General features: G+C 71.8%; 19 protein-coding genes and 1 tRNA gene. 9 read left to right on the plus strand and 11 right to left on the minus strand.

Going from position 1 to position 25922, the window contains the following annotated elements:
- Positions 1-14 precede the first annotated feature (14 nt).
- A complete protein-coding gene (locus tag JYK18_RS22170; RefSeq protein ID WP_307795990.1) occupies positions 15-923 on the plus strand; it encodes a glutamate ABC transporter substrate-binding protein in 909 nt (302 codons plus the stop codon).
- A 48-nt stretch (positions 924-971) separates the two neighbouring features.
- On the opposite strand, the gene JYK18_RS22175 is transcribed toward JYK18_RS22170, so the two are convergent.
- Positions 972-1898, minus strand: a complete 927-nt coding sequence (locus JYK18_RS22175) for a sigma-70 family RNA polymerase sigma factor (protein WP_206803840.1) — start codon at positions 1896-1898, stop codon at positions 972-974.
- 207 nt (positions 1899-2105) lie between these two features.
- On the opposite strand from JYK18_RS22175, the gene dnaG reads away from it, so the two are divergent.
- Genes dnaG through JYK18_RS22190 form a run of 3 tightly spaced genes read left to right on the plus strand, consistent with a single transcriptional unit; the run spans position 2106 to position 5286 of the window.
- A complete protein-coding gene (dnaG, locus tag JYK18_RS22180; RefSeq protein WP_206803841.1) occupies positions 2106-3992 on the plus strand; it encodes a DNA primase in 1887 nt (628 codons plus the stop codon).
- A complete protein-coding gene (locus JYK18_RS22185; protein WP_206803842.1) occupies positions 3992-4513 on the plus strand; it encodes a hypothetical protein in 522 nt (173 codons plus the stop codon). Before dnaG ends, JYK18_RS22185 begins: the two co-directional genes overlap by 1 nt.
- Before the next feature lie 17 nt (positions 4514-4530).
- Entirely contained in the window at positions 4531-5286 is a 756-nt protein-coding gene (locus tag JYK18_RS22190) for a trans-aconitate 2-methyltransferase (protein ID WP_206803843.1), read from the plus strand.
- Between the two features lie 190 nt (positions 5287-5476).
- On the opposite strand, the gene JYK18_RS22195 is transcribed toward JYK18_RS22190, so the two are convergent.
- The gene (locus tag JYK18_RS22195; RefSeq protein WP_206803844.1) at positions 5477-5701 is read right to left on the minus strand and encodes a hypothetical protein; all 225 of its coding nucleotides are present in this window, start codon (positions 5699-5701) and stop codon (positions 5477-5479) included.
- A 149-nt stretch (positions 5702-5850) separates the two neighbouring features.
- Between JYK18_RS22195 and JYK18_RS22200 the strand changes: the two genes are divergently transcribed.
- Positions 5851-5923: transfer RNA gene (locus JYK18_RS22200), tRNA-Asn, on the plus strand.
- Between the two features lie 310 nt (positions 5924-6233).
- Here JYK18_RS22200 and JYK18_RS22205 read toward each other — a convergent pair.
- Positions 6234-7208: a GNAT family N-acetyltransferase gene (locus JYK18_RS22205; RefSeq protein WP_206803845.1), complete on the minus strand. Its 975-nt coding sequence runs from the start codon at positions 7206-7208 to the stop codon at positions 6234-6236.
- Between the two features lie 561 nt (positions 7209-7769).
- Between JYK18_RS22205 and kstD the strand changes: the two genes are divergently transcribed.
- A complete protein-coding gene (gene kstD / locus JYK18_RS22210) occupies positions 7770-9542 on the plus strand; it encodes a 3-oxosteroid 1-dehydrogenase (protein ID WP_206803846.1) in 1773 nt (590 codons plus the stop codon).
- A gap of 14 nt (positions 9543-9556) precedes the next feature.
- Here the strand turns inward: kstD and JYK18_RS22215 are convergent, their stop codons facing one another.
- From JYK18_RS22215 to JYK18_RS22240, 6 genes are all read right to left on the minus strand, one after another.
- Positions 9557-10381 carry a DUF72 domain-containing protein gene (locus JYK18_RS22215; protein ID WP_206804420.1) on the minus strand — a complete coding sequence of 275 codons (825 nt, stop codon included), beginning with the start codon at positions 10379-10381 and terminating at the stop codon, positions 9557-9559.
- Between the two features lie 60 nt (positions 10382-10441).
- The gene (locus JYK18_RS22220; protein ID WP_206803847.1) at positions 10442-11335 is read right to left on the minus strand and encodes an alpha/beta fold hydrolase; all 894 of its coding nucleotides are present in this window, start codon (positions 11333-11335) and stop codon (positions 10442-10444) included.
- A 59-nt stretch (positions 11336-11394) separates the two neighbouring features.
- On the minus strand, positions 11395-12936 hold the full coding sequence (locus JYK18_RS22225) for a ricin-type beta-trefoil lectin domain protein (protein WP_206803848.1): 1542 nt from the start codon (positions 12934-12936) through the stop codon (positions 11395-11397).
- Positions 12937-13033: 97 nt separating this feature from the next.
- Positions 13034-14038 (minus strand): alpha/beta fold hydrolase, encoded by a 1005-nt coding sequence (locus tag JYK18_RS22230; RefSeq protein ID WP_307795991.1) that lies wholly within the window; start codon positions 14036-14038, stop codon positions 13034-13036.
- A 202-nt stretch (positions 14039-14240) separates the two neighbouring features.
- Complete coding sequence (locus tag JYK18_RS22235; protein WP_206803849.1) at positions 14241-14792, minus strand: LuxR C-terminal-related transcriptional regulator; 552 nt, start codon at positions 14790-14792, stop codon at positions 14241-14243.
- Between the two features lie 358 nt (positions 14793-15150).
- The gene (locus JYK18_RS22240; protein WP_206803850.1) at positions 15151-16146 is read right to left on the minus strand and encodes a hypothetical protein; all 996 of its coding nucleotides are present in this window, start codon (positions 16144-16146) and stop codon (positions 15151-15153) included.
- 139 nt (positions 16147-16285) lie between these two features.
- On the opposite strand from JYK18_RS22240, the gene JYK18_RS22245 reads away from it, so the two are divergent.
- The 3 genes from JYK18_RS22245 to JYK18_RS22255 all read left to right on the plus strand — a co-directional run bounded on the left by JYK18_RS22245 (position 16286) and on the right by JYK18_RS22255 (position 22294).
- Entirely contained in the window at positions 16286-19051 is a 2766-nt protein-coding gene (locus JYK18_RS22245; protein WP_206803851.1) for a type 2 lanthipeptide synthetase LanM family protein, read from the plus strand.
- Between the two features lie 36 nt (positions 19052-19087).
- Positions 19088-19306, plus strand: coding sequence for a hypothetical protein (locus JYK18_RS22250; protein ID WP_206803852.1), 219 nt, complete (start codon positions 19088-19090; stop codon positions 19304-19306).
- 72 nt (positions 19307-19378) lie between these two features.
- Entirely contained in the window at positions 19379-22294 is a 2916-nt protein-coding gene (locus JYK18_RS22255) for a helix-turn-helix transcriptional regulator (RefSeq protein ID WP_206803853.1), read from the plus strand.
- Here the strand turns inward: JYK18_RS22255 and JYK18_RS22260 are convergent.
- Positions 22291-24300, minus strand: coding sequence for a prolyl oligopeptidase family serine peptidase (locus JYK18_RS22260; RefSeq protein WP_206803854.1), 2010 nt, complete (start codon positions 24298-24300; stop codon positions 22291-22293). The genes JYK18_RS22255 and JYK18_RS22260 overlap by 4 nt on opposite strands.
- Complete coding sequence (locus JYK18_RS22265) at positions 24297-25580, minus strand: MFS transporter (RefSeq protein ID WP_206803855.1); 1284 nt, start codon at positions 25578-25580, stop codon at positions 24297-24299. Before JYK18_RS22265 ends, JYK18_RS22260 begins: the two co-directional genes overlap by 4 nt.
- Between the last annotated feature and the right edge of the window lie 342 nt (positions 25581-25922).

Genomic DNA, 25922 nt, shown 5'->3' on the forward strand with positions numbered 1-25922 from the left:
CGGGGGAACGCGGCGTGACAACGAGGTCCTGGCTGCGGAACGGGGTGGCGGCACTGCTGGTGCTGACCGGGTGCAGCGCCGCCCCGCCGAGTGGCCCGGCCGCTCCGGCGGGCCCGTTGAGCCTGCTCGACCGGGCGCCGGTGGCCACCGCCGAGGAGGTCGCGGCCAGCCCGACGGCCGCCGCGATCCGCGAACGCGGGCAGCTGCTCGTCGGCGGCGAGCTGGACCTGCCGCTGATGTCGCAGCGCAATCCGATCACCGGCGAGACCGTCGGTTTCGACGCCACGCTCGGCAAGCTGCTGGCCAAGTACATCATCGGCGAACCGAACGTGAAGGTGGTCCGGTCGATCTCGGAGACCCGCGAGTCGGTGCTGCAGACCGGCACCGTCGACGCGGTGATCAGCACCTACACCATCACCCCGCAGCGGGCGGAGAAGATCGGCTTCGCCGGGCCGTACCTGGTCTCCGGGCAGGCGATCGCCACGCTGAGCTCGGAGAACAGGATCTCCACCCCGGCCGACCTGGCCGGGAAGAAGGTGGTCGCGGTGTCCGGCACGACCAGCGTGGACGCGATCCGGCAGAGCGCGCCGGGGGTGCAGCTGACCACCTTCGGCGCGGCCACCGAGTGCATCCAGGCGCTGGAGGCCGGTACCGCGGTGGCCTACGTGCACGACATGACGCTGCTGGCCGGGACCGCGCAGCTCAACGACAAGATCCAGATCGTCAGCGAGCCGTTCACCGAGGAGGCCTACGGCATCGGCATCCGGCACGGTGACGAGGCGTTCAAGAAGTTCGTCAACGAGTGGCTGACCAAGATCGAGCAGAGCGGCCTGTGGGGCGAGAACTGGACCGACACGCTCGGCCGGGTGGTGCCGGGCGACCCGCCGAAACCGCCCGCCATCGGTTCCGTGCCCGGTTCGTGACCCGGTGGGCACCGCCGCTACCCGCGAAGGGCTTCCGGCGGCAACCACTCAGGCGGGCAGGTGCTTCAGCTTCTCCGGGTTGGCCTGGTCGTAGATCGCCACCACCTTGCCGTCGCGGATGACCATGGTGGACACGTGCGCGTCCAGCGGCACGTGGTCCTCGTCACCGGGGGCGGGCGGCAGGTACAGCCCCAGGTCGCCGTTGACCAGCAGCGGCCGCGCCCCGGCCACCGCGGCGTCGGTGTACTTGCGGAACACCCCGACGAAGAACCGGGTGATCTTGTCCGCGCCGACCATGATCTGGCGGGTGGTGCGGGCCTTGCCGTCCGAGTCGCCGATCAGCACCACGTCGGGGTGCAGCACCTCGGCGACCGCGCGCACGTCACCCGAGTTGAGCGCGGCCACCAGTCGCTCCAGCACCGCCTGCTGCTCGGCCATCGACGCCCGCGGCGGCGGATCGGCCTCCTCCAGCGCCCGGCGCCCGCGCGAGGCGTGCTGGCGCGCGGCGGCCGGTGAGCAGCCGAGGATCTCGGCGATCTCGGCGAACGGCACGGAGAAGGCGTCGTGCAGCACGAACGCGACGCGCTGCTCGGGGCTGAGCCGGTCGAGCACCACCATCGCCGCCATGCGCACGCCGTCGTCGCGCACGGCCACCTCCAGCGGGTCCTCGCTGGGCCGCGGCCCGAACCCGGCCACGATCGGCTCGGGCAGCCACTGCCCGACGTAGCGCTCGCGGCGGGCGGTCGCCGAACGCAGCCGGTCCAGCCCGAGCCGCCCGACCACGGTGGTCAGCCAGCCGCGCGGGTCGCGGATGGCTTCGCGCTGGCCCTCGGTGAGCCCGGCGAGCCGCAGCCACGCCTCCTGCACCGCGTCCTCGGCGTCGGACACCGAGCCGGTCAGCCGGTAGGCCACCGAAACCAGGTGCGCGCGATGGGCGGTGAACTCCTCAGCCAGCAGATCCCCGGTGACGGCCATACCTCGAGTCTGCACCATCAGGTGCCGCACCCGGGCGCGTCCTCGGTGCCCCGATCGCGCTCTTCGCGCCCAGGCGGCCCCTGGCGGCACCGGGCCTCCGCCCGAGTACAACCCCGGTACGAGGGCGAATGCCCGGCACCGCCAGGAACCACCTGGATCGCGAAGCCCATCGACCGGGGCATCGAGGACACGCCCTAGAGTGGAAGTGTGGCGGGACGGATCCGGGAAAGCGACATCGCGGAAGTGCGTGACCGCAACCGGATCGATGAGGTCGTCGGCGAGTACGTGGCGCTGCGCCGGGCCGGTGGCGGCGCGCTGAAGGGGCTGTGCCCGTTCCACGACGAGAAGACCCCGTCGTTCAACGTCCGCCCCACGCACGGCACCTTCCACTGCTTCGGCTGCGGCGTCGGCGGCGACGTGATCAAGTTCCTCACCGACCTGGAGAAGCTCACCTTCGTCGAGGCCGTGGAGCGGCTCGCCGACCGGGTCGGGATCCGGCTGACCTACGAGGGCGGCGGCGGGAGCGTCCAGCGCGACCGCGGCACCCGCTCCCGCATGGTCGAGGCGCACAAGGCGGCCGCCGAGTTCTACGGCGAGCAGCTGCTCTCCGAGGACGGCCGGATGGCGCGCGACTTCCTCAACGAACGCGGCTTCGACCCGGTGGCGGCCAAGACCTTCGGCTGCGGGTACGCGCCGAGCGGCTGGGACAAGCTGACCAAGTACCTGCTCAAGCGCGGGTTCGAGCTCAACGAGCTGATCAAGTCCGGGCTGGTGCGCGAGGGCAGGCAGGGCCCGATCGACCGCTTCCACCGGCGGCTGCTGTGGCCGATCAAGGACCTCGGCGGCGACGTGGTCGGCTTCGGCGCGCGGCGGCTGTTCGACGACGACCGCATCGAGGCCAAGTACCTCAACTCCAGCGAGAGCCCGATCTACAAGAAGTCCGAGGTGCTCTTCGGGCTGGACATGGCGAAGAAGGAGATCTCGCGGCGCCACCAGGTGGTGATCGTCGAGGGCTACACCGACGTGATGGCCATGCACGGCGCCGGGGTGCCGACCGCGGTGGCCACCTGCGGCACCGCGTTCGGCCAGGACCACATGAAGGTGCTGCGGCGCCTGCTGATGGACGACGACGCCTTCCGCGGTGAGGTGATCTTCACCTTCGACGGCGACGAGGCCGGGCAGAAGGCCGCGCTCAAGGCGTTCGAGGGCGACCAGACCTTCGCCGGGCAGACCTACATCGCGGTGGCGCCGGACGGCATGGACCCGTGCGAGCTGCGCCTGGCCAAGGGCGACACCGCGGTGCGCGACCTGGTGGCGCGGCGGATCCCGCTGTTCGAGTTCGCCATCCGCAGCATGCTGAGGTCCTACGACCTGGAGTCGGTGGACGGGCAGGTCGCCGCGCTGCAGAAGATGGTGCCGATGGTGGCGCAGATCAAGGACCGCGCCAAGCGGGACGGCTACGCCACCAAGCTGGCCTGGTGGGTCGGCTGGCCGGACGAGGCGACGGTGGTCAAGCGGGTGCGCGCGGTCGCCGGTGGCAAGGGCGCGGCGCCCGCCGCCCGGCCCGCCGCGGCGGCCTCCGGGTCGAACCCGCAGGACGTGCCCCGGCCCAACCCCACCGACCCGCGGCTGACCGTGCAGCGCGAGTCGCTGAAGGCGGCGCTGCAGGAGCCCGCGCTGGCCGGCCCCGAGTTCGACGCGGTGCCGGACGAGGCGTTCACGCACCCGGCGTACCTGGCCATCCGCAAGGCGATCCGCGAGGCGGGCGGGGCCGCCGGTGGCATGGCGGGGCCCGCGCTGCTCGAAGCCACCTCGCGTCACTGTCCACAGGGGATGGTCCGCCGGGTGCTCGGCGAGCTGGCGGTGGAACCCATGCACGCCAAGGACGAGGCCGACGCGCGGTACGTCTCCAGCGTGCTCGCCGCGATCCAGGAGAACCTGGTCGGCAGGCAGATCCAGGAGATCAAGTCGAAGCTGACCCGGTTGTCCCCGGTGGAGGCGCCCGAGGACTACCGCGCGTTGTTCGGGGACCTGGTGGCGCTGGAGGAGTACCGGAAGGCATTGCGGCAGCAGGCCGTCGGCGGGCTCGACTGATGGGGTTGTTCAAGCGGCTGTTCGGCAACCGCCTGCCGGACGACTTCGGGGGAGAGCTGGCCGCCGGTGAGGACGCGCTGGCCACCGCCCCGGTGACCGGCGGCGGGTACCTGGTGGTCACCTCGTTGGGGCTGTGGGTGCCGTCGGAGGACGGGCCGCGCCGCATCGGCTGGCACCTGATCAGCAAGGCGGTCTGGGGCGAGAACGCGCTGACGGTGACCGAGGCCGACGAGACCGGGCAAGCGGGCGACGCGGTGTTGCTGACCGACCGGGTGCCGGTCCGGTACGGGGTCGAGGAGCCGGGGAAGCTGCCGCCGATGGTGCGCCAGCGCGTCGACGGCTCGATCCGCGGGCGGCACCGGCAGGAGCTGCCGGGTGGCGTGGCGTGGTTCCTGCGGCGGAAGGTGCCGGGCACCGACGGCACGGTGCTCCAGGTACGAGCCGACCCTGGCGTGGACGCGGCACTGGTGGCAAGCATCGCCGAGGACGCGGCGAAGAAGCTGGTGGATCCGGAGGCCTAGCAGTACAGTCGTACTGTATGTGGGATCCGGCGAAGTACCTCGACTACCAGGACGAACGCGCGCGGCCGTTCTACGACCTGCTGGCCCGTGTCGGCGCCACGTCGCCACGCCGGGTCGTCGACGCCGGGTGCGGGCCGGGGAACCTGACCGCGTCGTTGAGCTCGCGCTGGCCGGACGCGGTGGTGGAGGCGTTCGACAGCTCGCCGGACATGGTCGAGGCGGCACGGGCCAACGGGATCGCGGCGTCGTTGCGGGACGTGACGTCGTGGGTGCCGCCCGCGGACACCGACGTGATCGTGACCAACGCCGTGCTGCAGTGGGTGCCCACGCACCGTGAGGTGCTCACCCGGTGGGTGGACGCGCTGCCGCCAGGAGCGTGGCTGGCGATGCAGGTGCCCGGGAACTTCCGCGCGCCCTCGCACGAACTGGTTCGCAAGCTGGTGGCGACTTCGAGGTGGTCGCGCTCACTGGACGTCCGCGATGAGGACGCGGTGAGCGAGCCGCAGGAGTACGCCGCTCTGCTGGCGGCTTGGGGTTGCTCGGTGGATGTGTGGGAGACCACCTACGTGCAGCGTCTGACCGGGGAGGACCCGGTATTGGAGTGGATCACCGGCACCGTGCTCCGCCCGATCAAGGCGGCGCTGGACGCGGCCGAGTGGGAGCGCTTCCGGTACGAACTGGGCTCGCTGCTTCGGGACGCCTATCCGCCGAATGCGGACGGGAGCACCTGGTTCCCGTTCCGGCGGGTCTTCGCCGTGGCCCACGTGAACTAGCCGTGACGCACGGCAGCCCTGATGTAAGTGGGCTGCGCGTAGGTCAGCCGTGGTGAGCGTGCGCCAGACGCGCCGGGCCCGGAGCCGCGGGCGTGGGCCGGGGCGTGCGTGGGGTGACCGTGTGCGCATGGGGTGAGCCAAGCCCGCGCGCGGTAGCAGCTCTGCGCGCGGTGCCTGGCCCAGGCGTCGCTCAGCCCTGGTGCTGTGCTTCCCGGGTGCGCTGCCCGTTGCCGCCAGGGCGTTCCCCGAACGGCAGCTTCTCGCCCACCTTGGCCCTGGCGATCCCCGCCGCGCCCTGCACGGCGGGGTGGTCGGCCAGCTTGCGGTAGGTGCGGACGATCTGCTCGTACCGGCTGCGGCCGGCCCGCGCGCCGAGCACATAGCCCACCGCCGCGCCCAGCAGGAACTTCTTCATCTGTCGTACGCCTCCCTCTGCTCGCTCAGCTTCCATTGTCCCCCACCTCGGCGCGCCGGGCCGGGGACGCCGGGGGTGGGTGCACGGCGGCGGCGGGCATGGGATAGAGTTCTTCACGTCGGGCCGGAGTGATCCGGTCGGGCCAGCAATCCCCTGTAGCTCAATTGGCAGAGCAGCCGGCTGTTAACCGGCAGGTTATTGGTTCGAGTCCAATCGGGGGAGCATCCGCCCAGGTCAATGGCCTGGGCTTTGTTGCATGTACCCCCAGAGGGTGCAGAATCAGCTGACGCTGTCCGCCATGGCTTCCAGGGCCGGTGACCCAGCCGTAGCCACAGCCGGTGAACGCTTCTTAAATCCGGTGGATGACGTTGCTGGGGTCCAGCCACCCGCCGGTTGCGGACGGGGGCCGTTGGCGCGAGGAACACTCCACCAGCATTGGCGCCGACCAGTTCGGCCCCTGCGGCAACAGGCCCGGCTGGGTTGCTTTTGCGCAGGGGGAGCCGGTGGAGGCCTTCTCTCAGCCGGATCGCGCTCAGGCATTGAGGGTGTAGCGGACTTCGGTGCGGGCTACGGAAAAACCGGCCCGTTCGTAGAGGCCGCTTGATCCTGTCGGGCTGCCGGCGTCGACTTCGATGCTCGCCCGGTCGAAGCCGGCGTCTCGCGCCGAACACAGCGCACGGCTGATCAGCGCGCTCGCCACGCCTCGCTGGCGATATGCGCGGCGAGTTCCGATCCTCATCAGGTGCGCGTCACGGACACCAGTCGCCGCGGTGTCCGCATCCCAGGAGTAGGTCAGCACCATGCCGGCAGCCGTGCCGCTGCCCACATCGCGCAGCAGAAAGCTGAGGTCCGGGCGAAAAGCCGGCCAGCCGAGAAACGCCCGCCACTGCTCCCGCGGCATCGGGACTCCTCCCCATCGGTCGAGCACCGACTCGTTGCCGACAGCGAAGAACTCGGCGTCGTTCTCGCCCGAGTACCCCTCCGCAGCGAGACCGTCCGGCAACGGCAGGTCGACAACGGCGGCTCCGAGTGGCTGCCGCATGTGCGAGTACCAGCGCACGGGTGCCATACCAGCGGCTTCGTAGCAGGCGCGTGCGCTGTCATTGCCCGCGTTGTTCTGAGCGTCGATGGCCAGCGGCAAGCCGGGGTGATGGATCGCGTGCAGCGCCTTCGCGCTCGCGATCCCGGTAGCCAGCAGCTCGGCTCCGAGTCTCCGGCGCCGGTACTCGGGATGCACGCCGCCGCTCACTGTCACCCGGTGCACGTCCTCGACGAGCAGCTTGTGCGCCGCCGAGGAGTAGCCGACCATCCGGTCCCCATCGAAGACGCCGACCGTACCGCGCTCGAGGTCGAGCATGGGGGCGTTGATCTGGTCGGCGGCGTCCTCCTCGGAGTAGAACTCGCCGAAGACGTCGATGACCTCGATCGCGTTGAGCAGCTCGGCCAAGGCGGCCGCGTCCCCCGGGCTGATCGGACGGCGGACCAGCTTTGCGAAACCGACGGGCATGGGCCGACCTTAGGCATCTCGTGACCCCGACGTCACCCGGGTTTCTCTCGCTGCCGCCTGCCTGCCTCAATCGATTCGCCCTTTTCGCTTGGGGAAGCGTCGTTCGAACTCGGCCCATTCGGCAGGCCGGTGGAGACCGCGTCGGTGGTGAAGAAATGCCGGGAGTCGTGCGGTGGGTAGCGCAGAGGGTTGCCGCCGTGCCCGCGCTTTCGTTCGAGAGGGTGACGGTGGTGTCGCCGGATGGTTCCACGACGGCTCGGTCGAGATGTGCTGGTCGCGTTTCGTCAAGCCCCCGAGCTCCATGAGTCCCTGTTGTCGCTGCTCTCACCTGCGTTGGCGTCTTCCGGCTCGCTGGTTCCGGCGCCCCGACGTCGCCGAGTCTCGGCTGACGCTGTCCGCGGCGGCGGGGCGGGAGGTCAGTCCTGTCGTCGTGAGCTGAGGAGCAGGTGGCAGCGGCCTATACTTTGGATAGAACAGATTCCGGTCAATTCGGCCCAAGGCCTTGTGCTATATGGATGAACTTGTTGCCAATGATCTATAACACGTTCTAGATTTACCGGCATGGCCGACACCGACAGACCCGGCGGGCAGCTGTCCCGCCGGCAGGTTCTGCGTGGCACCGCCGCCGGTACCACGATCGCGCTGGCTTCAGGATGGGTCGACCCGCTCTCCGCCGCCGCGGAGCCGCTCCTCGGTGAGTACGACGTCGTCGTGGTCGGTGCCGGTGCCGCGGGTATGACGGCCGCGCTGACCGCGGCCCGTCGGGGACTTTCCTGTGTGGTGGTCGAGAAGGCGGCCACGTTCGGTGGTTCGGCGGCCCGGTCCGGGGCGGGGATCTGGATCCCCTGCAACGAGGTCCTGCTCGCCGCCGGTGTTCCTGACACGCCGCAGAAGGCGGCCAGCTACCTCGCCGCCGTGGTCGGGCCCGGCGTGCCCGCCGCCCGGCGGCAGGCCTTCCTCGACAACGGCCCGGCGATGCTCTCCTTCGTCATGGCCAACAGTCCGCTGCGCTTCCGCTGGATGGAGGGGTACAGCGACTACTACCCCGAACTGCCCGGCGGCTTGGCGAACGGCCGTTCCATCGAGCCGGATCAGTTGGACGGCAACGTTCTCGGCGCCGAGCTCGCCCGCCTGAACCCGCCCTACCTCGCCACCCCGCCCGGCCTCGTCGTGTTCAGCGCCGACTACAAGTGGCTCGCCCTGGCCGCGGTCAACGCCCAGGGTGCGGCGGTCGCCGCCGAATGTCTGGCTCGGGGCACCGCCGCGGCTCTGCGCGGGGAGAAGCCGCTGACCATGGGGCAGTCGCTCGCCGGTGGCCTGCGGGCCGGGCTGCTGGCGGCGAACGTGCCGGTGTGGTTGACCACCCCGTTGGTCGACCTGGTGGTGGAGGGCGGCCGGGTCACCGGTGCGCTGGTGTCGCGCGGCGGTACCACCGGCGTGATCAAGGCCCGGCGCGGCGTCATCGTCGGTTCCGGTGGGTTCGAGCACAACGCCGCCATGCGCAACCAGTACCACCAGCAGCCGACCGGTACACAGTGGACAGTCGGCGCTCGCGAGAACACCGGTGACGGCATCCGGGCGGGCGCGCGGGCAGGCGCGGCACTGGACCTGATGGACGACGCCTGGTGGGGCCCGGCCATTCCGCTGCCCGACGCCCCCTACTTCTGCCTCGCCGAACGCACCCTGCCCGGCGGCCTGATCGTCGACGCGGCGGGGAAGCGGTTCGTCAACGAGGCGGCGCCCTACGGTGACGTCGTGCACGTCATGTACGACCGCAACCCGACTGATCCGTGCATCCCCGCCTGGTTGATCGTCGACCAGTACTACCGCAACAAGTACCTGTTCAAGGACGTTCTGCCGACCTTCGCCCTGCCCGGCTCGTGGTACGCCTCCGGAGCCGTCCACCGCTCGGCCACCGTCGACGGCCTCGCCTCCGCGATCGGCGTGCCGGCGAAGGCGTTGCGGGAGACCGTCTCCCGGTTCAACGGGTCCGCGCACAACGGGACCGACGCCGAGTTCGCCCGGGGCAAGAGCGCCTACGACCACTACTACACCGATCCCGCCGTGCACCCGAACTCGTGCCTGGCGCCGCTCTGGCTGCCGCCGTACTACGCGTTCAAGATCGTTCCCGGTGATCTCGGCACGAAGGGCGGGATGCGCACGGACGCGCGGGCGCGGGTACTGCGTCCCGACGGCACGGTCATCCCGGGCCTGTACGCCGCGGGCAACGCCAGCGCCGCGGTGATGGGCCGCGGCTACGCCGGTGCTGGTTCCACCATCGGTCCCGCGATGACCTTCGGTTACATCGCCGCCAACGACATCGCCGGGGCGTAGCGCGTGGCGGTGGTTCAGAACAGGGTCGCGGGTTCTACCGGCTCCGGTTCGGGCAGGGGCTCGAGGTCCGGCACCAGCGCCCGCACGTCGTCGTGGAAGTGGCGGGCGAGTGCGGGTGCGTCATCGTTGTTGGGGGTGTGCACAAAAACCGTCGGTGCGCGACCCTCGCGCAGCCAGGCGGCGACCACTTCGGTCCACGGCTGCCACCCCTCGACCGTCTCCTCGGCCGAATCCCGGCCCAGGTAGCGGACGATCGGCTGGTCGGTCAGCGCCCGCGTCCGCCGGGGCAGGCGGGGTTTCTTCGCCCAGGCTTCCTGTTCGGCCTCGCTGGTCGGCGGGGTCCGGAAGAAAACGGTGGTGTCGAACGGGACCCACTCGGCGTCCGCGGTGGCGAGGGCGCCCTCCAGCGCCGACGCCGAACCGGTGTCGGTGAAGAACTCGGGGTGACGCACCTCCACCGCCCGCCGACGGTTGGCGGGCAGCCGGCGCAGGAAGCGGCCGAGCGCCTCGACGTCCGAGGGGCCGAACGAGCCGGGCAACTGGGTCCACAGCACGGCCCGCTCGCCGAGCGGTTCGATCGCGTCCAGGAACGCCCGCATCTCGGTCTCGACCGCGACGAACCGGCGTTCGTGCGTGACGGCCTTGGGCACCTTGACCACGAACCGGAAGCCGGGGTCGGTCTGCTCCGCCCACGCCGCGACGGTCTCGCGGGCGGGGGTCGCGTAGAAGGTGGTGTTGCCTTCGACCGCGTTGCACCAGCCGGCATAGGCGCGCAGGCGTTCCTTGGCGGGCAACGACTGCGGCAGGAACCGCCCTGGCCACGCCTTGTGGGTCCACATCGCGCAGCCGACATGAAGACGTGCCACTCCGCCGGCTCCTCTCGCTCGCGAGTGAAACTACTACCCGGCCTGGTGCGCCGCCGTCCAGGTGCGGATCGCGGTGACGAACTCGTCGGTCGCGTCGGATTCCACGTAGAGACCGGCGCCCTCCAGGATCACGGTCTCGTGCGCGGGGAAAGTCTCCTCCAGGCGCTCGCGTTCCCGCGGGCGGAAGCCGATCTGCGCGTTGCCCCAGACGATCAAGGTCGGTAGGTGGCGCAGGTCGGTGGCGCCCGCCTCCACCTCGGTGAAGAAGGCCTGGCTGGCGGTGATCCGGCCGGGGAGCACGGCGGCGGCCTGGCGCCGGGCGGGGGTGTCCAGCGCCCGGCGGTAGTGGGTCATCTCGGCGGCGGTCGGCTTCCGCAGCCGGTGGCCCATCGGGATGAACGCGTGGACGATCAGGTTGAGCCGCCGGGCCAGGAAGCGCATCGGCAACCCGCCGGCGATGCGGGCGAAGGCTTCGAAGTAGGGGTCGCCGTTCACCGGCCACGCCCAGGCGTTGGCGAGCACCAGGCGGGTGAAGGCACCCGGCCGCCGGGCGGCGGCGGCCAGGCCGATCGGGCCGCCCCAGTCCTGGCCGACCAGGGTGGCTCCGTCCAGGTCGAGCGCGTCGACGAACGCGGTGACCACGTCGGCGTGCTCCTCGGGCAGGTAGCGGTAGCCGGGTTTCGGCGTCGACAGGCCGAAGCCGGGGTAGTCGAGTGCGATGCACCGGAAGTCGTCGCGCAACTCGCGGATCACGTCGCGCCAGAGGAACGACCAGGTCGGATTGCCGTGCAGGAACAGCAGAGCGGGGCCCGAGCCCTCGTCGACGTAGTGCACGGTGTGCCCGTCGACGTCGACGAAGCGGCTCTCGAACGGGAACAGGTCGTCGTCGACCCAGGTGGGCCGCGCGCTCTCGGTGGTGTCGGCCATGGTGCCCCCTCGGCTCGGTCTCGTGTCGCGCTTGAGCGTGTCATGCACGCTTGAGAAACTCAAGTCGAAGGGTGGCTCCACTGCTGCTGCCAGGAGGAGTCGCAGCGCCGGACCGTCAGCGACGTCGTGTCGTCCGGTTGCAGGCACCTGCTGAGGTCGGCGGCCGAGTGGAACCGGCTCCAGCGCCGGCCGCCTTCCTCGCCCATCGGCTCGATGACCCACTGCTGGTCGGGCTGGCGGGTGCACGCCAGCCACCGCACCCCGGACGCCAGCGTGAGGCAACGACCGGACGGATCGGTGACCACGCTCGTGCAGCCGTGCGCGGATCGTGGGGCCGTCGACAGCGTCACGTCCAGGTGATCGCCGGATTCGTGGTTTCGCAGCCGTTGCGCGGGCCGTTCGGCGCAGACCTGCTCGCCGATTCCCGGATAGCGCCGGACTTCCCATTCGAAGGCTTTGCCCGGCAGGCAGGCGGCCTGGACGAGGCTGATCGATTTCGGATCGGGGTCGGTGAAGGCCAGGCACTGCTTCGTGTTCTCGTTCTCGATGGCCACCACGTCGCGCACCTGGTCGAACACCTGACGCAGCCGCCAGCGCTGCCTGCCGTCGTGCGGTTTGCAGGCCTGGAAGCGCTGGGACTGCCCGGGGGCGCCGTCCGCCGCCAGGCACAGGTCGAGTTTGATGCTGCTCCGGATCGCCCACCCCGCCTGCTGCGGTGCGAGCACGACCGTGTGCCCCGGCTCGTCGTCCGATTCGGCGCACTCCCATTGGTAGACACCGGCGCCGATGTATTCGGCGTCGTTTTCGTCGTCCTGGCTGTAGATGCCGTTTCTGGAAAGGCATTTGCCCGAACGCTGATTGATCACCTTCGCGACGAACTCGCTTTCCGCGGGGTAGTCGCCGCCGATGATTCTTTCGGTGGTGTCGAATCGCGCGTCCCCGGCGAGTCCCGTGACCAGCAGAAGCGCCACGACGCCGAGTGCAGCCGCCGGAACCTTCCGTGCGGTGGACCTCAGCGCGGGGTAGGGGTTGTCGGGCAGGCAGACCCAGCCGGTGGTTTCGGTTTCCTTCACCCGAATCGTGACGCGGCGGTACCTGCCGGTGTCGAGCACGGCGCTCTGGGACACGATTTCGTCGTAGAACCACTGGGAAACGACCACCACCAGCACCCCGGACGAGGCGGCGAGCGCGGCTTTCACCGGTGCCGCGTCGAGCAGCCGGGCGGCGCGCACGACGGCGTTCCCGGTGCAGCCGGCTTTGTCGAAACTGAGTTCGCCCGCGTGCACGACCATGCGCAATCTGAATCTCGATTCCGCTGGGCTGTGGGTGTTGTGCGTTCTCAGTTCCCGTGCCACCGCGCCGGGCAGCGACTCCACGTACGGCGCTTTCGACTCGCCGGGACCCACGATGAGCAAGCCATCACCGCGATCTTCGACGTGGCAAGCGGACCAGGGGATCCCCGCCGTCCCGAACGCCTTCGCCATGACGGCCCGCAAACCCGCGCGGACCGCGAGCTGGTCAAGCAATGTGCCGACAGCGCTGAACTTCTCGACATCCACGAAGACGATCGTCCGGTGCACCGCGGCCGGTGAAATGCTCATGTGTCACGGTAGTGAGCCGGCCGCGGGGCAGAGGATCGCCTGATCGGGTAAACGCCGGTCCCGCGCGGGGCAGACCCGCGCGGGAACCGGAGGAGGATCAGGCGACGCAGTTCGCCAGTTCGGGGCTGGGCGCGGGAACTCCCTGCGGCCCGAAGAACAACTTGGCGCAGGCGCTCAGGAAGGCCGTGTTCTCCTCGGCGATCCAGTGCCCGCTGTCCGGTGCCACGACCCCGCGGACGTCGTCGGCCACCTGGCCGAAGGAGTTGGCGACCAGCGGGCCGAAGGCGAACTCCGCGCCCATGGCCAGCACCGGCATCTGCAGGCGCTTGTGCGCGTTGGCCTGGTTGTTCGCGCCGTCGGCGGCGAAGGCCCGGTAGTACTCGTAGCCCGCGGTCCGGCGGGCCGGGCTCGCGTAGGCCTGGAAGAAGGTGGCCTGGTCGATGCGCTCGGGGTACCGCGCGCCGCTGAAGAGCCAGCCGAGGTAGGTCGAGACGTCGTCGTTGTCGATGAGCTTCTCCGGCACCGGCGCGGCGGTCTGGTTCAGGCCGAGGTGGAAGCTGATCCCGTAGAGGTTTTCGAGGCCGAAGCCGGACAGCGGCGTCTCCAGCACGGCCATGCGGACGACCTCGTTCGGGAAGTCGCGGGCGTACGGGTAGGCGACGAGCGCGCCGGTGTCGTGGCCGAGCAGGGAAACCTGGGTGTAGCCCAGTTTCTGGACGCCTTCGCGGATGCGCTTGGCGGTGGTCGCCTTGTCGTAGCCGCCGGTCGGGATGCTCGACTCGCCCGCGCCGGGCAGGTCGAACGCGATGACGGTGTGGTTCGCGGCGAGCGCGGGCATCACGTCGGCCCATTCCCACCAGGTCTGCGGCCAGCCGTGCAGCAGCACCAGCGGCGGGCCGGAACCGCCGCGGACGTAGTGCAGCGTGCCGCCCTGCACGGCCACGGATCCGTGGGTGAAACCGGGGAGGTTCAAGGAAGCCGGCTGCTCGGCCGCGGGCGGTTCGGCGCTGGCCGCCGACCCGACCAGGAGGATCACGACGGCGGCCAAGGCGGCGTAGATGCCGCGACCGGCACGCCGGAAAGCGCTGTCTCTTCGAATCACTCGGAACTCCTAGGGAGGCGCGATAATTGCGCGGGATCGTTTGGGTGTTCGACTGGAAGTCGACGCCAACGTAGTCCATCGCGCGATCGCGGAACAACCCTTGATCATCGGTGAAAGAGCGCAATCGGAAAGAAGTGGAGCGGGCCGGGCGGGTGCTATTGGTCACGCTCCGTCGTGGTTGAGTTCTTCCTGGTAGCGCCGGTCAGCCGGCCCGTTCTTTTCCGGCGGGCTGGAAGTGGGTGGCCAGCCGCGGGGGCCAGATGCCGGGCGTCAGGGTGCCGGTCGAGTAGGCCCTGGCGACCAGTGCCGTCCGGTTCGTCGCGTCGAAGCGGCGCAGGAGGGTGTTCACGTGGTAGTCGATGCCCGCCTGGCTCAGGTGCAGGCGCAGCGCCAGCGCCTTGCTGGGCACGCCGGCCGCCACGCCTTCCAGCACGCGGGCGCTGGTCTCGCTGATGCGTGCCGGGGCGGTTTCCCGGAGCGGGAGGTTCTGCTGGCGGAAGAACATTATCGTGGCGACCGCGACCGTGGTCTCGCCGAACGGTTTGAGCGTGCAGGAGAGCGAGGCCTTGACCGAGGTCGAGCCGATTTTCAGGGTGATCACCGGTGTTCGGGTGCAGCAGGTCTGGCGGCTGAATATCGCCGCGAGTTGCTCGCCGAACTGCGCCCGGAAGCCCGGCGGCACCAGGTCACGCACGTCGCGGCCGCCGAGTTCGGCGGCCACCGAGTTGAGCCAGTCCGGGCACCGGTTTTCCATTCGGCCTATCCGGTACGACGGATCGATTTCGACCACAATACAATCTTTTGGATCGCGCATAGGTGCCCTTGAACTCGCTGTCGCGGAAGTGAAACTGGACAGATGAGAACATGTTGCTCTGGGATTCAGTAAACCTGAAACGCGATCCTTGTCCGGTCGCCGGCCCCGGTCCTGCCCGATCCGACACGTGGTCTTGCCCGCTTGTCTTCGGTTCCGCCAACCGGAGCAACCGGCCGGTGACTGCCGTTGAGTGGGATTAGTCCCAGCCGAAGGCGCCGATCGAGTCCTCGTCGCCGCCGGACCGCAGGTGCTTCTTCTTGCTCATCTCGCACGTCCTTTCTCCACTGCTGAAAAATGGTCACAACCAGCCGCGTCGAGCTGCCTCGGCGCCGGCTTCGAACCGGCTGCCGGCGTCCAGCAACCGCATCACCCTGGCGATCCGCCGCCGCAGGTGCCGGACGGAAACCCCGATGGTCTTCGCCGCGTTCTCGTCGGTGATGCCTTCGGCCAGCAACCGCAGCACTTCGCGGTCCTGTTCGTCCGGTCCGGTGGTGGCGGACTCGCCGGGCAACTCCGCCGCCTCGCGCCACAACCCGTGGAACAACCGCAGGAAACCACTGAGCAGCCCGGCCTGGCGCACCACCAGCGCGCCACGCCCGCGGCCACCGGGGTCCTGCGGCACCACGGCGACCTGCTCGTCCAGGATGATCATCCGTTCCAGCGGCTGGTCGCTGAACCGGATCGCCGTGCCTTCACCCGCCGCGGCGCGCAGCGCGGTCACCGCCGACGGTTCGGCCAGCACGGACGCCGGGTAGATCACCCGGACGTCCAGGCCACGCCGCATGCTGCGCTGCTCCAGCGGCCGGGAGGCAGCCGTCGCCGCCGCGTCGCCGGTCGCCGACGGTTGCACGGCGTACACCGAGTCGCGGGTGAAGAAGGAGAGTTCGGCGAGCCGTTCCCGGACCGCCCGCACCTCGTCGAGCTGCTCGACGCCGGTGACCGGGCCCGCCGCGGCCTCGTCGGCGTCGCGGCGGCGGTCGGCGTAGGTGGCCGAGAGCCCCGGCACCTCCGCCCGGACCGCGCCGACCCGCCGCAACCGCGCGTGCAGCTCGTCCTCGGTGCGTTCGATCAGCTCACCGACCGCGACCGCCGGATCGAGCGGGCTGACCCCGGACGGCGCGGCCTCGTCCGGCCGCGCCACCCCGAACTCGACCAGCCGGTCCAGCACCTCGCGCCGGGACCGCGGGGTCCCCGCGCCGGGCACCAGCTGGGCGGCCGCGCGGTACGGGTCGCCGAGCAGCAGCCGGTACGCCCGTTCCTGCTCCTCGGTGAAGCCCAGGTCCCGCAGTGGCATGCCCGCCTCCTTCCGTGCCACCACTGTGGCCGAGCTGCCCGGGCAGGCACATGGGTAGCGCGCCCCCATCTTCCGCCGGCGGAATGCGGGTAGCGATTACCCATGCGCCGGGCGGGCCCCCGCTGGCATCGTTCGGCGGGTGAGCAATCCGACCGAGATCACCAGCACCTGGTGGGCGACCGCGCTCTCCAGCCGCGAGCGGGCCGCCGAACCGGCGCGGCCCGAGTGGGCGGTGCTGGTGGCTGAGGTGCTCGCGGTGGCTCCCGACCGCGGGGCGTACCGGGAGGTCCCGGCGGACGCCGCGCCCGAGGAGCACCTGGTGGCCCCGTTCGAGCCGTTCCTCGACCTGGTCCGGCTGCGGCTGGGGGCGGAAGCGGCCGCGGTGTGGCCCGACGTGCGTGGCTGGCTCGGCCGCAGGCTGGCCCGGATCGCCGCCCGCGCGCTGGTCACCGACCTGCACCGGGGAGCGCCCTGGCCGGGGGACGGTGCACGCGAGCGGTTCGCCGAGTTCGTCCGGCACACCGGCGGGCGGCTGTCCGAACTGTTCGACCGCTACCCCGTGCTGGCCAGGCTCCTCGGCGAGACCTGCGTGCGCACCGCGGAGGCCGTCGGTGAACTGCTCCGCCGCTTCACCGCCGATCGCGAGGCGCTGGTCGCCGGGCTGTTCGACGCCGACCCCGGCTGCCTCACCGGGCTGGAGCTGGGCGCGGGCGACCTGCACTCCGGCGGGCGCTCGGTGGCCGTGCTGACCTTCGCCGACGGCACCCGCCTGGTGTACAAGCCCCGTCCGCTCGGCCTCCAGGCGCGCTTCGGCGAACTGCTGGGCTGGTTCGCCACGGTGCTGCCCGAGCTGGCCCCGCGCGGGGTCCAGGTGATGCCGCGCGACGGATACGGCTGGGCCGAGTTCGTCGAGCACGCGCCGTGCGCCACCACGGCCGAGGTGGACCGGTTCCACCGCCGTCAGGGCGCGCTGCTCGCGCTGCTGTACGTGCTGGACGCGACCGACATGCACTACGAGAACCTCGTCGCCGCCGGGGACCAGCCCGTGCTGGTGGACGTGGAGACCCTCTTCCACCCCGGCTGGACGCCGCTGACCACCGCCGGTCCCGACCCGGCGCTGGCCGCGCTGAACGCCTCGGTGGTGCGGACCGCCCTGCTGCCCCGGCTGCTGCTGGGCGAGCACGGTTCGCTCGACGTCTCCGGCGTCGGCGGGCAGTCCGAAGTGGACTACCCGATCGACGTGCCGGTGTGGCAGGAAGCGGGGACCGACCGGATGCGCTTGGCGCCCGGCCGGGTCCCGGTGACCGGTGCCCGCAACCGCCCGCTGCTGCGGGGCGCGGCGGCGGATCCGCTGGAGCACCGCGAAGCGCTGCTCGCCGGGTTCCGCGCCGGGTACGACGCGCTGGCCGAACGGGCCACGGAGCTGTCCGCCGAGCACGGTCCGCTGGCGCGGTTCGCCGGCGAGGAGGTCCGGCTGGTGGTGCGGGACACCCGCGCCTACGGGCTGCTGCTCGCCGAGTCCACCCACCCCCGTCACCTCGCCGACGGCGCCGCCCGCGAAGCCGCCTTCGCCGAACTCGCCGTCGACACCGGGCACGACCACCTGCCCCAGCTCGCGGCCCACGAACTGGCCGAGCTGTACACCGGGGACATCCCGTTGTTCACCGCCAGGGTCGGCAGCCGCGAAGTGCGCACCGGCACCGGCGAGGTGCTGCCGGACCTGCTGCGGCGCAGCGGGCTGGCCGCCGTCCGCGACAAGCTCGCCCAGCTCGGCGCGGTGGACCAGCGCGAGCAGGAATGGCTGGTGGAAGCCACCCTCGCCACTCGCGAACGGATGGCCGGGCACCAGCCGTCCCCGGCCGCCGGGAGCCCGGTGGCCGGGGTGGTACCGGACCAGCCGCACCTGCTGGCGCTGGCCCGCGGCATCGGCGACGAGCTGGTCGCGCGGTCCCGGCAGGACGGCGACCGGGCCAACTGGCTCGGCCTGGAACTGGTCGACGGAAAGCACTGGTCGGTGCTGCCGATGGGGGCGGGCCTCGCCGAGGGCTACTGCGGCACGGCGTTGTTCCTGGCCCAGCTCGGGGCCGTGACCGGGGTCGCGCGGTACGCCGAACTGGCACGCAAGGCGGTGCACGGGCTGCCCGCGCTGCTCGCGGCGCTGGTCCGCCATCCGGAACTGGCCAGGGAGGTCGGCTCGGGCGGGTTCTTCGGTCTCGGCGGCATCGCCTACGCCGTGGCCAGGCTGAGCGCGCTGCTCGACGACACCGCGCTCCGCGAATGCCTGCCGTTCGCGGTCACCGCCACCCGGCTCGCCGACGAAGCCGGGCGCGCCGGCATCGGTGACGGCACCGACGGCGCACTGCTCGCGATGCACGCCGTGCACACCGGAACCGGCCTGCCGCTGGCCGCCGAGGTCGCCGCCGAACTCACCGAGCGGCTCGCGTCCCGTCCGGAGCCCGAAGGCGCCGGCTTCCTCTGGGGTGCCGCGGGCACCGCGCTGACCAGGTCGGCGACGCCGCGCGCGGGCGCCGCGGCGGGCATCGGCTGGTGCTCCGGCGCCGCGGGTGTCGCGCTGTCCCGTCCACCCGGAGACCCGGCCGCCGACGCCTTCGTCGCCGCCGCGGCCGATCGCCGCGTCTCCGGCGACCACTCCCTGTGCCACGGCGAACTCGGCGTGCTGGACGTGCTGGTCGAACTCGCCGCCACCGGGCACGAACGCGCCGCGGCCACGCTGACCAGGGACAGCGCCCACGTGCTCGGCGCCATCGAGCTGTACGGGCCGCGCTGCGGCACCCCGCACGCGGTTCCCAGCCCCGGCCTGCTGACCGGCATCGCCGGCATCGGCTACGGCCTGCTGCGGCTGGGCTTCCCCGCCGAGATCCCCTCCGTACTACTGCTGCGCTGAACCCACCGAGTACCGGAAACCAGAAAGGACACCACGATGCACGACGAGCAGGCCAACACCGAGGACACCGCGACCGCGCACGGCACCAGCGGCGACCTGGGCACCGACCCGGTCACCCCCGCCGAGCCCGCTCGTCGCGGGGCCGCCGGGGTCCGCGCCAGCATTCTCGCCGGGCTCACCCTCGGCGCGGTCGCCGCGGCCTCCATCGCCGCCGAGGTGACCACGGTCAGCGCGCCCGGCGGCGGGAGTCTGTGAATTTCCCTCGCGTCGGTAGCGATCGGATGACGGTCTGACCGGTAGCGGCGGTGGGCTGGTTAGGGTCTGATCATGCGGACCAGAGCCCCCCGACTGATCGGCAGGGATCCCGAGTCCGCGCGGTTGGCGATCGCACTGGAGCAGACCAGGGCGGGCAATGGCGGCTCCTTCTTCCTGTCCGGCGAGCCGGGTATCGGCAAGACCAGGCTCGCCGCCGACACGATCGGCAGCGCGCTCGACGCCGGCATGGTGGTGCTGCGGGGCCGGGGCAGCACCACCGGCCCCGCGGTGCCGTTCCGGCCGCTCACCGAGGCGCTGCTGTCCCTGGTCCGCACCGCGGATCCCGGCCTCCCCGCGCGGCTCGGCCCGTACCGGCCGGTGCTCGGCCGCCTGGTCCCCGACTGGGCCGACGAGAACTCTCGTGGCGGCGAATCGCTGGTGGTGCTGGCCGAGGGCGTGCTCCGGCTGACCGCGCTGGCCGGTGCCGCCAGTGGCTGCGTGCTCTACCTCGACGACCTGCACGACGCCGACGTGGAAACCCTGGCGGTGCTGGAATACCTCTGCGGCAACGTCGCCGGTCTGCCCACCATGGTGCTGGCCACGGTCCGCAGCGAGCCGAGCGATGCGCTCGACCTCGCCGAAACCGCCGCCCGCCGGGACGAAGCGCACCTGCTTTCGTTGCAGCGCCTGGGCACCAAGCAGGTGCACGAGCTGGTCTGCGGCTGCCTCGACGCCGAACCCACCGAGGTGCCCGAAGCGGTCTCCGGCCTGCTGTTCGACGACAGCGCGGGAAATCCGCTGGTGGTCGAGGAACTGTTGCACGAACTGGTCTCCGGCGGGTCCCTGGTGCGCGACCGGGACGGCTGGCGGCTCGCCGAGGAAACCCGGGCGGTGCCGCAGACGCTGGTCAACAGCATCGGCAGGCGGGTGGACCGGCTGGGCCCGCGTGGCGCGCAGCTGCTGTCCGTCGCGGCCGTGCTGGGGCAGCGGTTCCCGCTGTCGGTGGTGCAGCGCGTGACCGGTCTCGACGACCACGCCCTGCTCAGCCACCTGCGCGCGGCCGTGGCCGCGCAACTGCTCTCGCCGGACGAGCGCGGCGCCGACTGGTACGGCTTCCAGCACCCGCTGGCGGTCGACGGCCTGCTCACCCGGCTCACCCCGGCCGATCGCGCGCAGATCGCCCGTTCGCTCGCCGACGCCGTTCTCGAACTGCACCCCGATCTGCCGCGCGAGTGGTGCCACCTGGCCGCGGGCCTGCGCGCGCAGGCGGGGGAGCACCGCGTCGCCGGGCAGCTGTACCTGCGGGCCGGGCGCCGCGCGCTGGACGGTGGTGCGCCGGGCACGGCGATCGCCCTGCTGGAGCGCGCGGAACCGTCGCTCACCGAGCACGGCACCGCGGCCGAACGCGGTGATCTGCTGGAGACCATGCTCTTCGCGCTGGCCGAGAGCGGGCAGTTCGACCGCGCCAGGGAGCTGGCCGAAACCCTGCGCACCACCACCGCGCTCGGTGACGACGCGCGCCGGATCGAGGTGTGCGTGCGCCTGGCCTGGGCCGCGCAGGTGGCCGGGCGCTGGGCCGACGGCGACGCGCAAGTGCGGGCCGCCCGCGCCCTGCTGCCGCTGGACGCCACCGAGGAGCAGACGGTTCCGGTGGACGCCGTCGACGCCTACCTGACCATGTTCGGCACCGAACCGGGCCGAGTGCACCGCGGTGAGCTGCTGGCACGCCGCGCGCTGGACGGCGCCGAGCGCATCGGCCGCCCGGCCACCGCCTGCCAGGCCTGGTACGCCATCGGGCTCGCGGTGCGGGAACGCAACCTGCGCGAGTCGGACGCCTGCTTCCAACAGATGCTCGACCTGGCCGCCAAGCACGAGCTGGCCACCTGGCGCAACTACGCGCTGACCGGGCTGGCCGGCAACGCCTGGCTCGCCGAGGGCGACACCACCGCGCTGGACCGGGCCAGGGCCGAGTCGCTGCGCACCGGCGGCATCAGCCTCGCGCACAACGCGGACGCCATCCTTGGGCTGCATTCGGTGTTGTGCGGGGATTTCCGGCGTGCCACCGAGCAACTGGACACCTGCCTCGCCGAATCGGCGCGCATGCAGCTGACCGCGGTCACCCGGTACGTGCTGATGGCCAAGGCGGCGCTGGCCGGGCACCGGGGTGACCGGCAGGCGATGACCGCCGCGCTGGCCGAATTCGCCAGGCAGGGCGGGGAGTCCTCGCCGGAGATGCCGCTCGCGCGGGGCCTGGCCAAGGTGTTCTGCGCCCTGCTGGAGGAGGACCGCCCGGCCGCCGAAGCGGAACTGGCCGTGATCGCGACGGCGCAGGCCGAGCGGCAGAGCACCTTCTACCTGGCCGGGCCGCACGGCCTGCAGTTGCTGCTGGACGTGCTCGCCGACCGCGCGGGCCGGGCGGAGCACGCGCGGGTCAGGAACAGCGCCGCCGGGCAGATGCGGTGGAACCGGCAGTTCGTGCTGCTCGCCGAAGCCGTGCTGCTGGGCCGGGAGGGCCGCGGCGCGGAAGCCGCCAGGGTGCGCGCGGAAGCTTCCCGCACCGCGGAGTCCTTCCGCGGCGCCAAAATGCTGGGGTTGCGCCTGGTTGCCGAAGCCGCGGTCGCGGACGGCTGGGGCGAGCCGGGGGCCTGGCTGCGCGAGGCCGAGGAGTACTTCCACCGCTTCGAAACAGTCGCGGTGGCCAGTGCCTGCCGAACGCTGCTGCGCCGCGCCGGCGCCCCGGTCGGTCAGCGGCGCGCGGGTTCCGAACGCGTGCCCGAGAGCCTGCGCGTGCTGGGTGTGACCCTGCGCGAGTTCGAGGTCTACCAGCTGCTGGTGCACCGCCTCGCCAACAAGGCGCTGGCCGAGAGATTGCACATTTCCCCGCGCACGGTGGAAAAGCACGTGGCCAGCCTGCTGGTGAAGACCTCGGTGGCCGACCGCTCGGCACTGGCCGACCACGCGGTGGAAACCCTGCGCGCCCACGGCTAGTCCGCCGCCGAAGGAGTCAGGCCGGTGTGCTCGGCCAGGAACGCCAGCATGTCCACCGCCAGCCGGTCGGCGTCCGCGCCGCCGCCGACGTGACCACCACCGTCCACCATCCGCAGCAGTACCGGTCCGCCCTCCACAGTGGACTGCAGGAGCGCGGCCATCTTCCGCGAGTGCGCCGGATCCACCCGGCTGTCCTCGGAGCCGGCGGAGAACAAGATCGCCGGGAACGGCCCGCGGTCCGGATCGACGTTGTGGTAGGGGGAATACGAGAGCAGGCTCGCCAGTGCCACCGGATCGGCGGCCGAGCCGTATTCCTCGCGCCAGGCGCGGCCGAGGCCCCAGCGCTCGTAGCGCACCATGTCCAGCGGCGCGCCCGCGACGGCCAGTGCGGCGTACGCGGTCGGCCGGCGCACCGCGGCGCTGGTCACCACCATGCCGCCGTTGCTCCCGCCCAGCAGGGCCAGGCGCGACGGCCCGGTCCAGCCTTCGTCGACCAGCCAGTCCGCCGCGGCCTCCAGATCGCGGATCGCGGTGAGCTTGCGGGTCCCCGCGCCGTCGTGGTGCCAGCCGCGTCCCCGTTCACCGCCGCCGCGCACGGCCGCGATCGCCATCGCGCCCCCGGCGAGGACCCAGCTCAGCCCGTCCGGCTGGAAGCTGGGGCGGAACGAGATGCCGAAACCGCCGTAGCAGGTGAGCACGGTCGGGCGCGGGCGGTCCGTCCGGTCGGTGTCCAGAATGGTCAATGGCACCTCGGTGCCGTCGAACGAGCGGTAGGTGGTGCGGTGCACGTGGATGCGCCGCCGTTGCCGGTCGGCGCCGGGATCGGCCGGGCGCACCTCACCGGTGCTGGTGTCGAGCAACCACACCGACAAGGCGGTGGCCCAGTCGGTGTAGCTCAGTGCCAGCACGTCCGGGTCGTCGGTGGGATTGATCGCCGAGACCGTGCCGTGCCCCGGCAGCCGAGCCTCGCGCACCAGCGCGCCGCTGCCCGCCTCGTGCACGGTCATCCGGCTGTATCCATCCACTGTGTACAGTGCGATCAGCCGTTCCGCTTCCGGCCTGCCCGCGAGGTCCACGGTGGCGAGCACGGCGGGCGCTTGTTCGGGCAGCAGTTCCCGCCACCCGCCCCAGCCGTCGGCGCCGTCCGGGCGCGCGACCAGCAGGCGGCCGAACTCGGCGCCCTCGGTCGAGGTGGCCAGCAGGCGGCCGGTGGAGTCGATCAGCACGCCCGACGCCGACGAACCGCTCAGCGGTACGGGCCGCAGCGCCGGACCGGTCGACAGATCGGCGCACCACAGCCGGGTGCCCCGCGAAGTGCCGTGCCGCACGCCGACCACCAGCCAGCGGTCGTGCCACAGCCGCAGGTGGTACCGGGTCATCGGGTCGTCGTCCCCGATCAGGCACCGGTCACTTCCGGGATCCCCGCCCACCTCGTGGCGGTAGACGCCGGTGCCGCGGCCGTCGAGGTGGCCGCGGACGTAGTAGTACGCTCGCTCGTCCGCGGTCCATTCGATCGGGCTGTAGCGGGTGAGCGGGCTCCGCTCGACCACGCGCCCGTCGTCGATGTCCACAACGGACAGCGGAGTGGCCTTCTCCGAGCCGCCGGTGGTCACCTGCACGGCCAGCAGCCGTCCGCCGGGTGAGGGCGTCCAGCGGCGCACCACCGTGCCGCTGTCCAGCTGGTCCGGCGGCAGGGCCGGGCGCCACGGCGCGTCGGGCTCGTCGCTCACCTGCAAGCGCCAGCGGTCGGCGGCATCGGCGCGGCCCACGCGGAACCGGCGTCCGCCCCGGGTTTTCACCGGTGACTCGGTGGGGCCGGCGACCAGACCGCGGAGCAGTCCGGAGAACTCCTCCCGGCCGGGCAACCCGGCCAGCAGTTCCTCGGTCCGGTGCTGCTGCGTGGCGAGCCAACTCGTCGTGCGCGGGTCGTCCGCGTCCTCCAGCGCGCGGAACGGATCCGCGACGCGGTGCCCGTGCAGGTCCTCGACCAGGTTTTCGGGTTTCACGGCCGCACCTCCTCGCGCACCGGCCGTCGCGCGACCAGCACCAGCACCGCGGCGGCGAGCAGATCGACGCCCACGCAGACCCAGATCCCGGACCGCACCCCCAGCGCGGTCCCGACCGAGCCGCCGAGCAGCGCGCCGAGGGTGGCCGCCAGCGTCGACACCGAGCCGAGCAGGGTGGTGATGCGGGCGAAGTACTGGTCACCGATCTCGTCGTTGATCACGCCGACCAGCGCGATGTTGACCGCGGCGCCGAAGAGCAGCGGCAGCGCGGTGCTGATCACCATGGCCAGCAGCACCAGCGGGGTGCCGCCACCGGCGAGCGGCAGCGCGGCCATCGACACCGCCGCGGCGGGCAGACCCCACAGCAGCACGGTCCTCGGTGGCACTCCACGGGCCAGCAGTCGCGGCGCGAACAGCGCGCCGGCGGCACCGACGGCGGTCGCGACCACGGCGGGCAGCGTGTAGAGCGCGATCGGCAGGCCGACCACGTCGAGCAGGAAAACCGCGCGCTGGGTGGTGATTCCGCTGGTGGCCAGCGCACTCAGGAACAGGTACGCGGTGAACGCGCTGAGCAGGGGATGCCGCCGGACGACGTCGATGCCGTCGCGGAACTCGCGGAGCACACCGGGGCGTCCGGTGTCCTCACGCGGCGCGCGGGTGTCGGGCGCCTTCAGCAGCATCAGGCAGAACGCGCTGATCAGGTAGGTGAAGACGTCGGCGAGGAACAGCAGCGCGGCCCCGAGCGCGGCGGCGATCGGCGCGCCGACGGTGTTCGCGACCGAACGGGACACCATCTCGCTCGACTGGAGCTTTCCCCTCGCGGTGCGGGGATCGTCGACGCCGAGTGCGTGCAGGTGGGAGAAGTACAGGCTTTCCACCACGATGCCGACGAAGTTCAGCACCACGGTGAGCCCGGCGAGCCAGGCAACGGTGAGCACCCCGGTGGCCGCGGCGAGACCGCAGGAGGCGACCGCTGCGGCGGCGACGAGGTCGGCGGTGATCAGCGCGCGGCGCGGACGGCGGACCCGGTCGAGCAGCACCCCGCAGATCGGGCCGAACAGCAGCGCGGGCAGCGTGCCCGCGACCACGATCAGTGACATGTCCCCGGCACCGGCGCCCAGCCAGGCCACCGCGATCAGGGAGACCCCCGCGCTGGTCAGCGTGGTGCCGAACACCGAGGCGACCTGCCCGACGAGGAACAACCGCAGATCGCGGCGGCCACCGTCGGCCGGGCCGTCGGGGGTGGCTTCGGCGGTGGGGCGGTCCGTGGTGACGGACATGGCTTCCCTACCTTTCACGGACGGGGGCGGATCAGCCGAAGAAGGCGTCCTCGCAGTAGGCGACGGACAACACGCTGATCGGCGCGTCGGCGCCGATGTCGTCCTCGGGCGCGAGCGCGGCGAGTGCGAGCGTTTCGGTCATGGGCTTGCCTTTCTCGGGATAGCGCTGCGCCGCCCCGGAGGCGCGGGAGGCGCCTCCGGGACGTGCGGCGTGCGGGCGGATCAGGCGGGGCTGAGCTCGTTGTCGTTGCCGCACTGGGACAGGCTGTAGGTGCTGATCGGGGCGTCGGTCTCGACGCCCTCGGGGTCGGCCTGGAGCTGGAGGCGGAGCACGGAGTTCAT

It is taken from the genome of Amycolatopsis sp. 195334CR (assembly GCF_017309385.1).
GTDB lineage: Bacteria > Actinomycetota > Actinomycetes > Mycobacteriales > Pseudonocardiaceae > Amycolatopsis.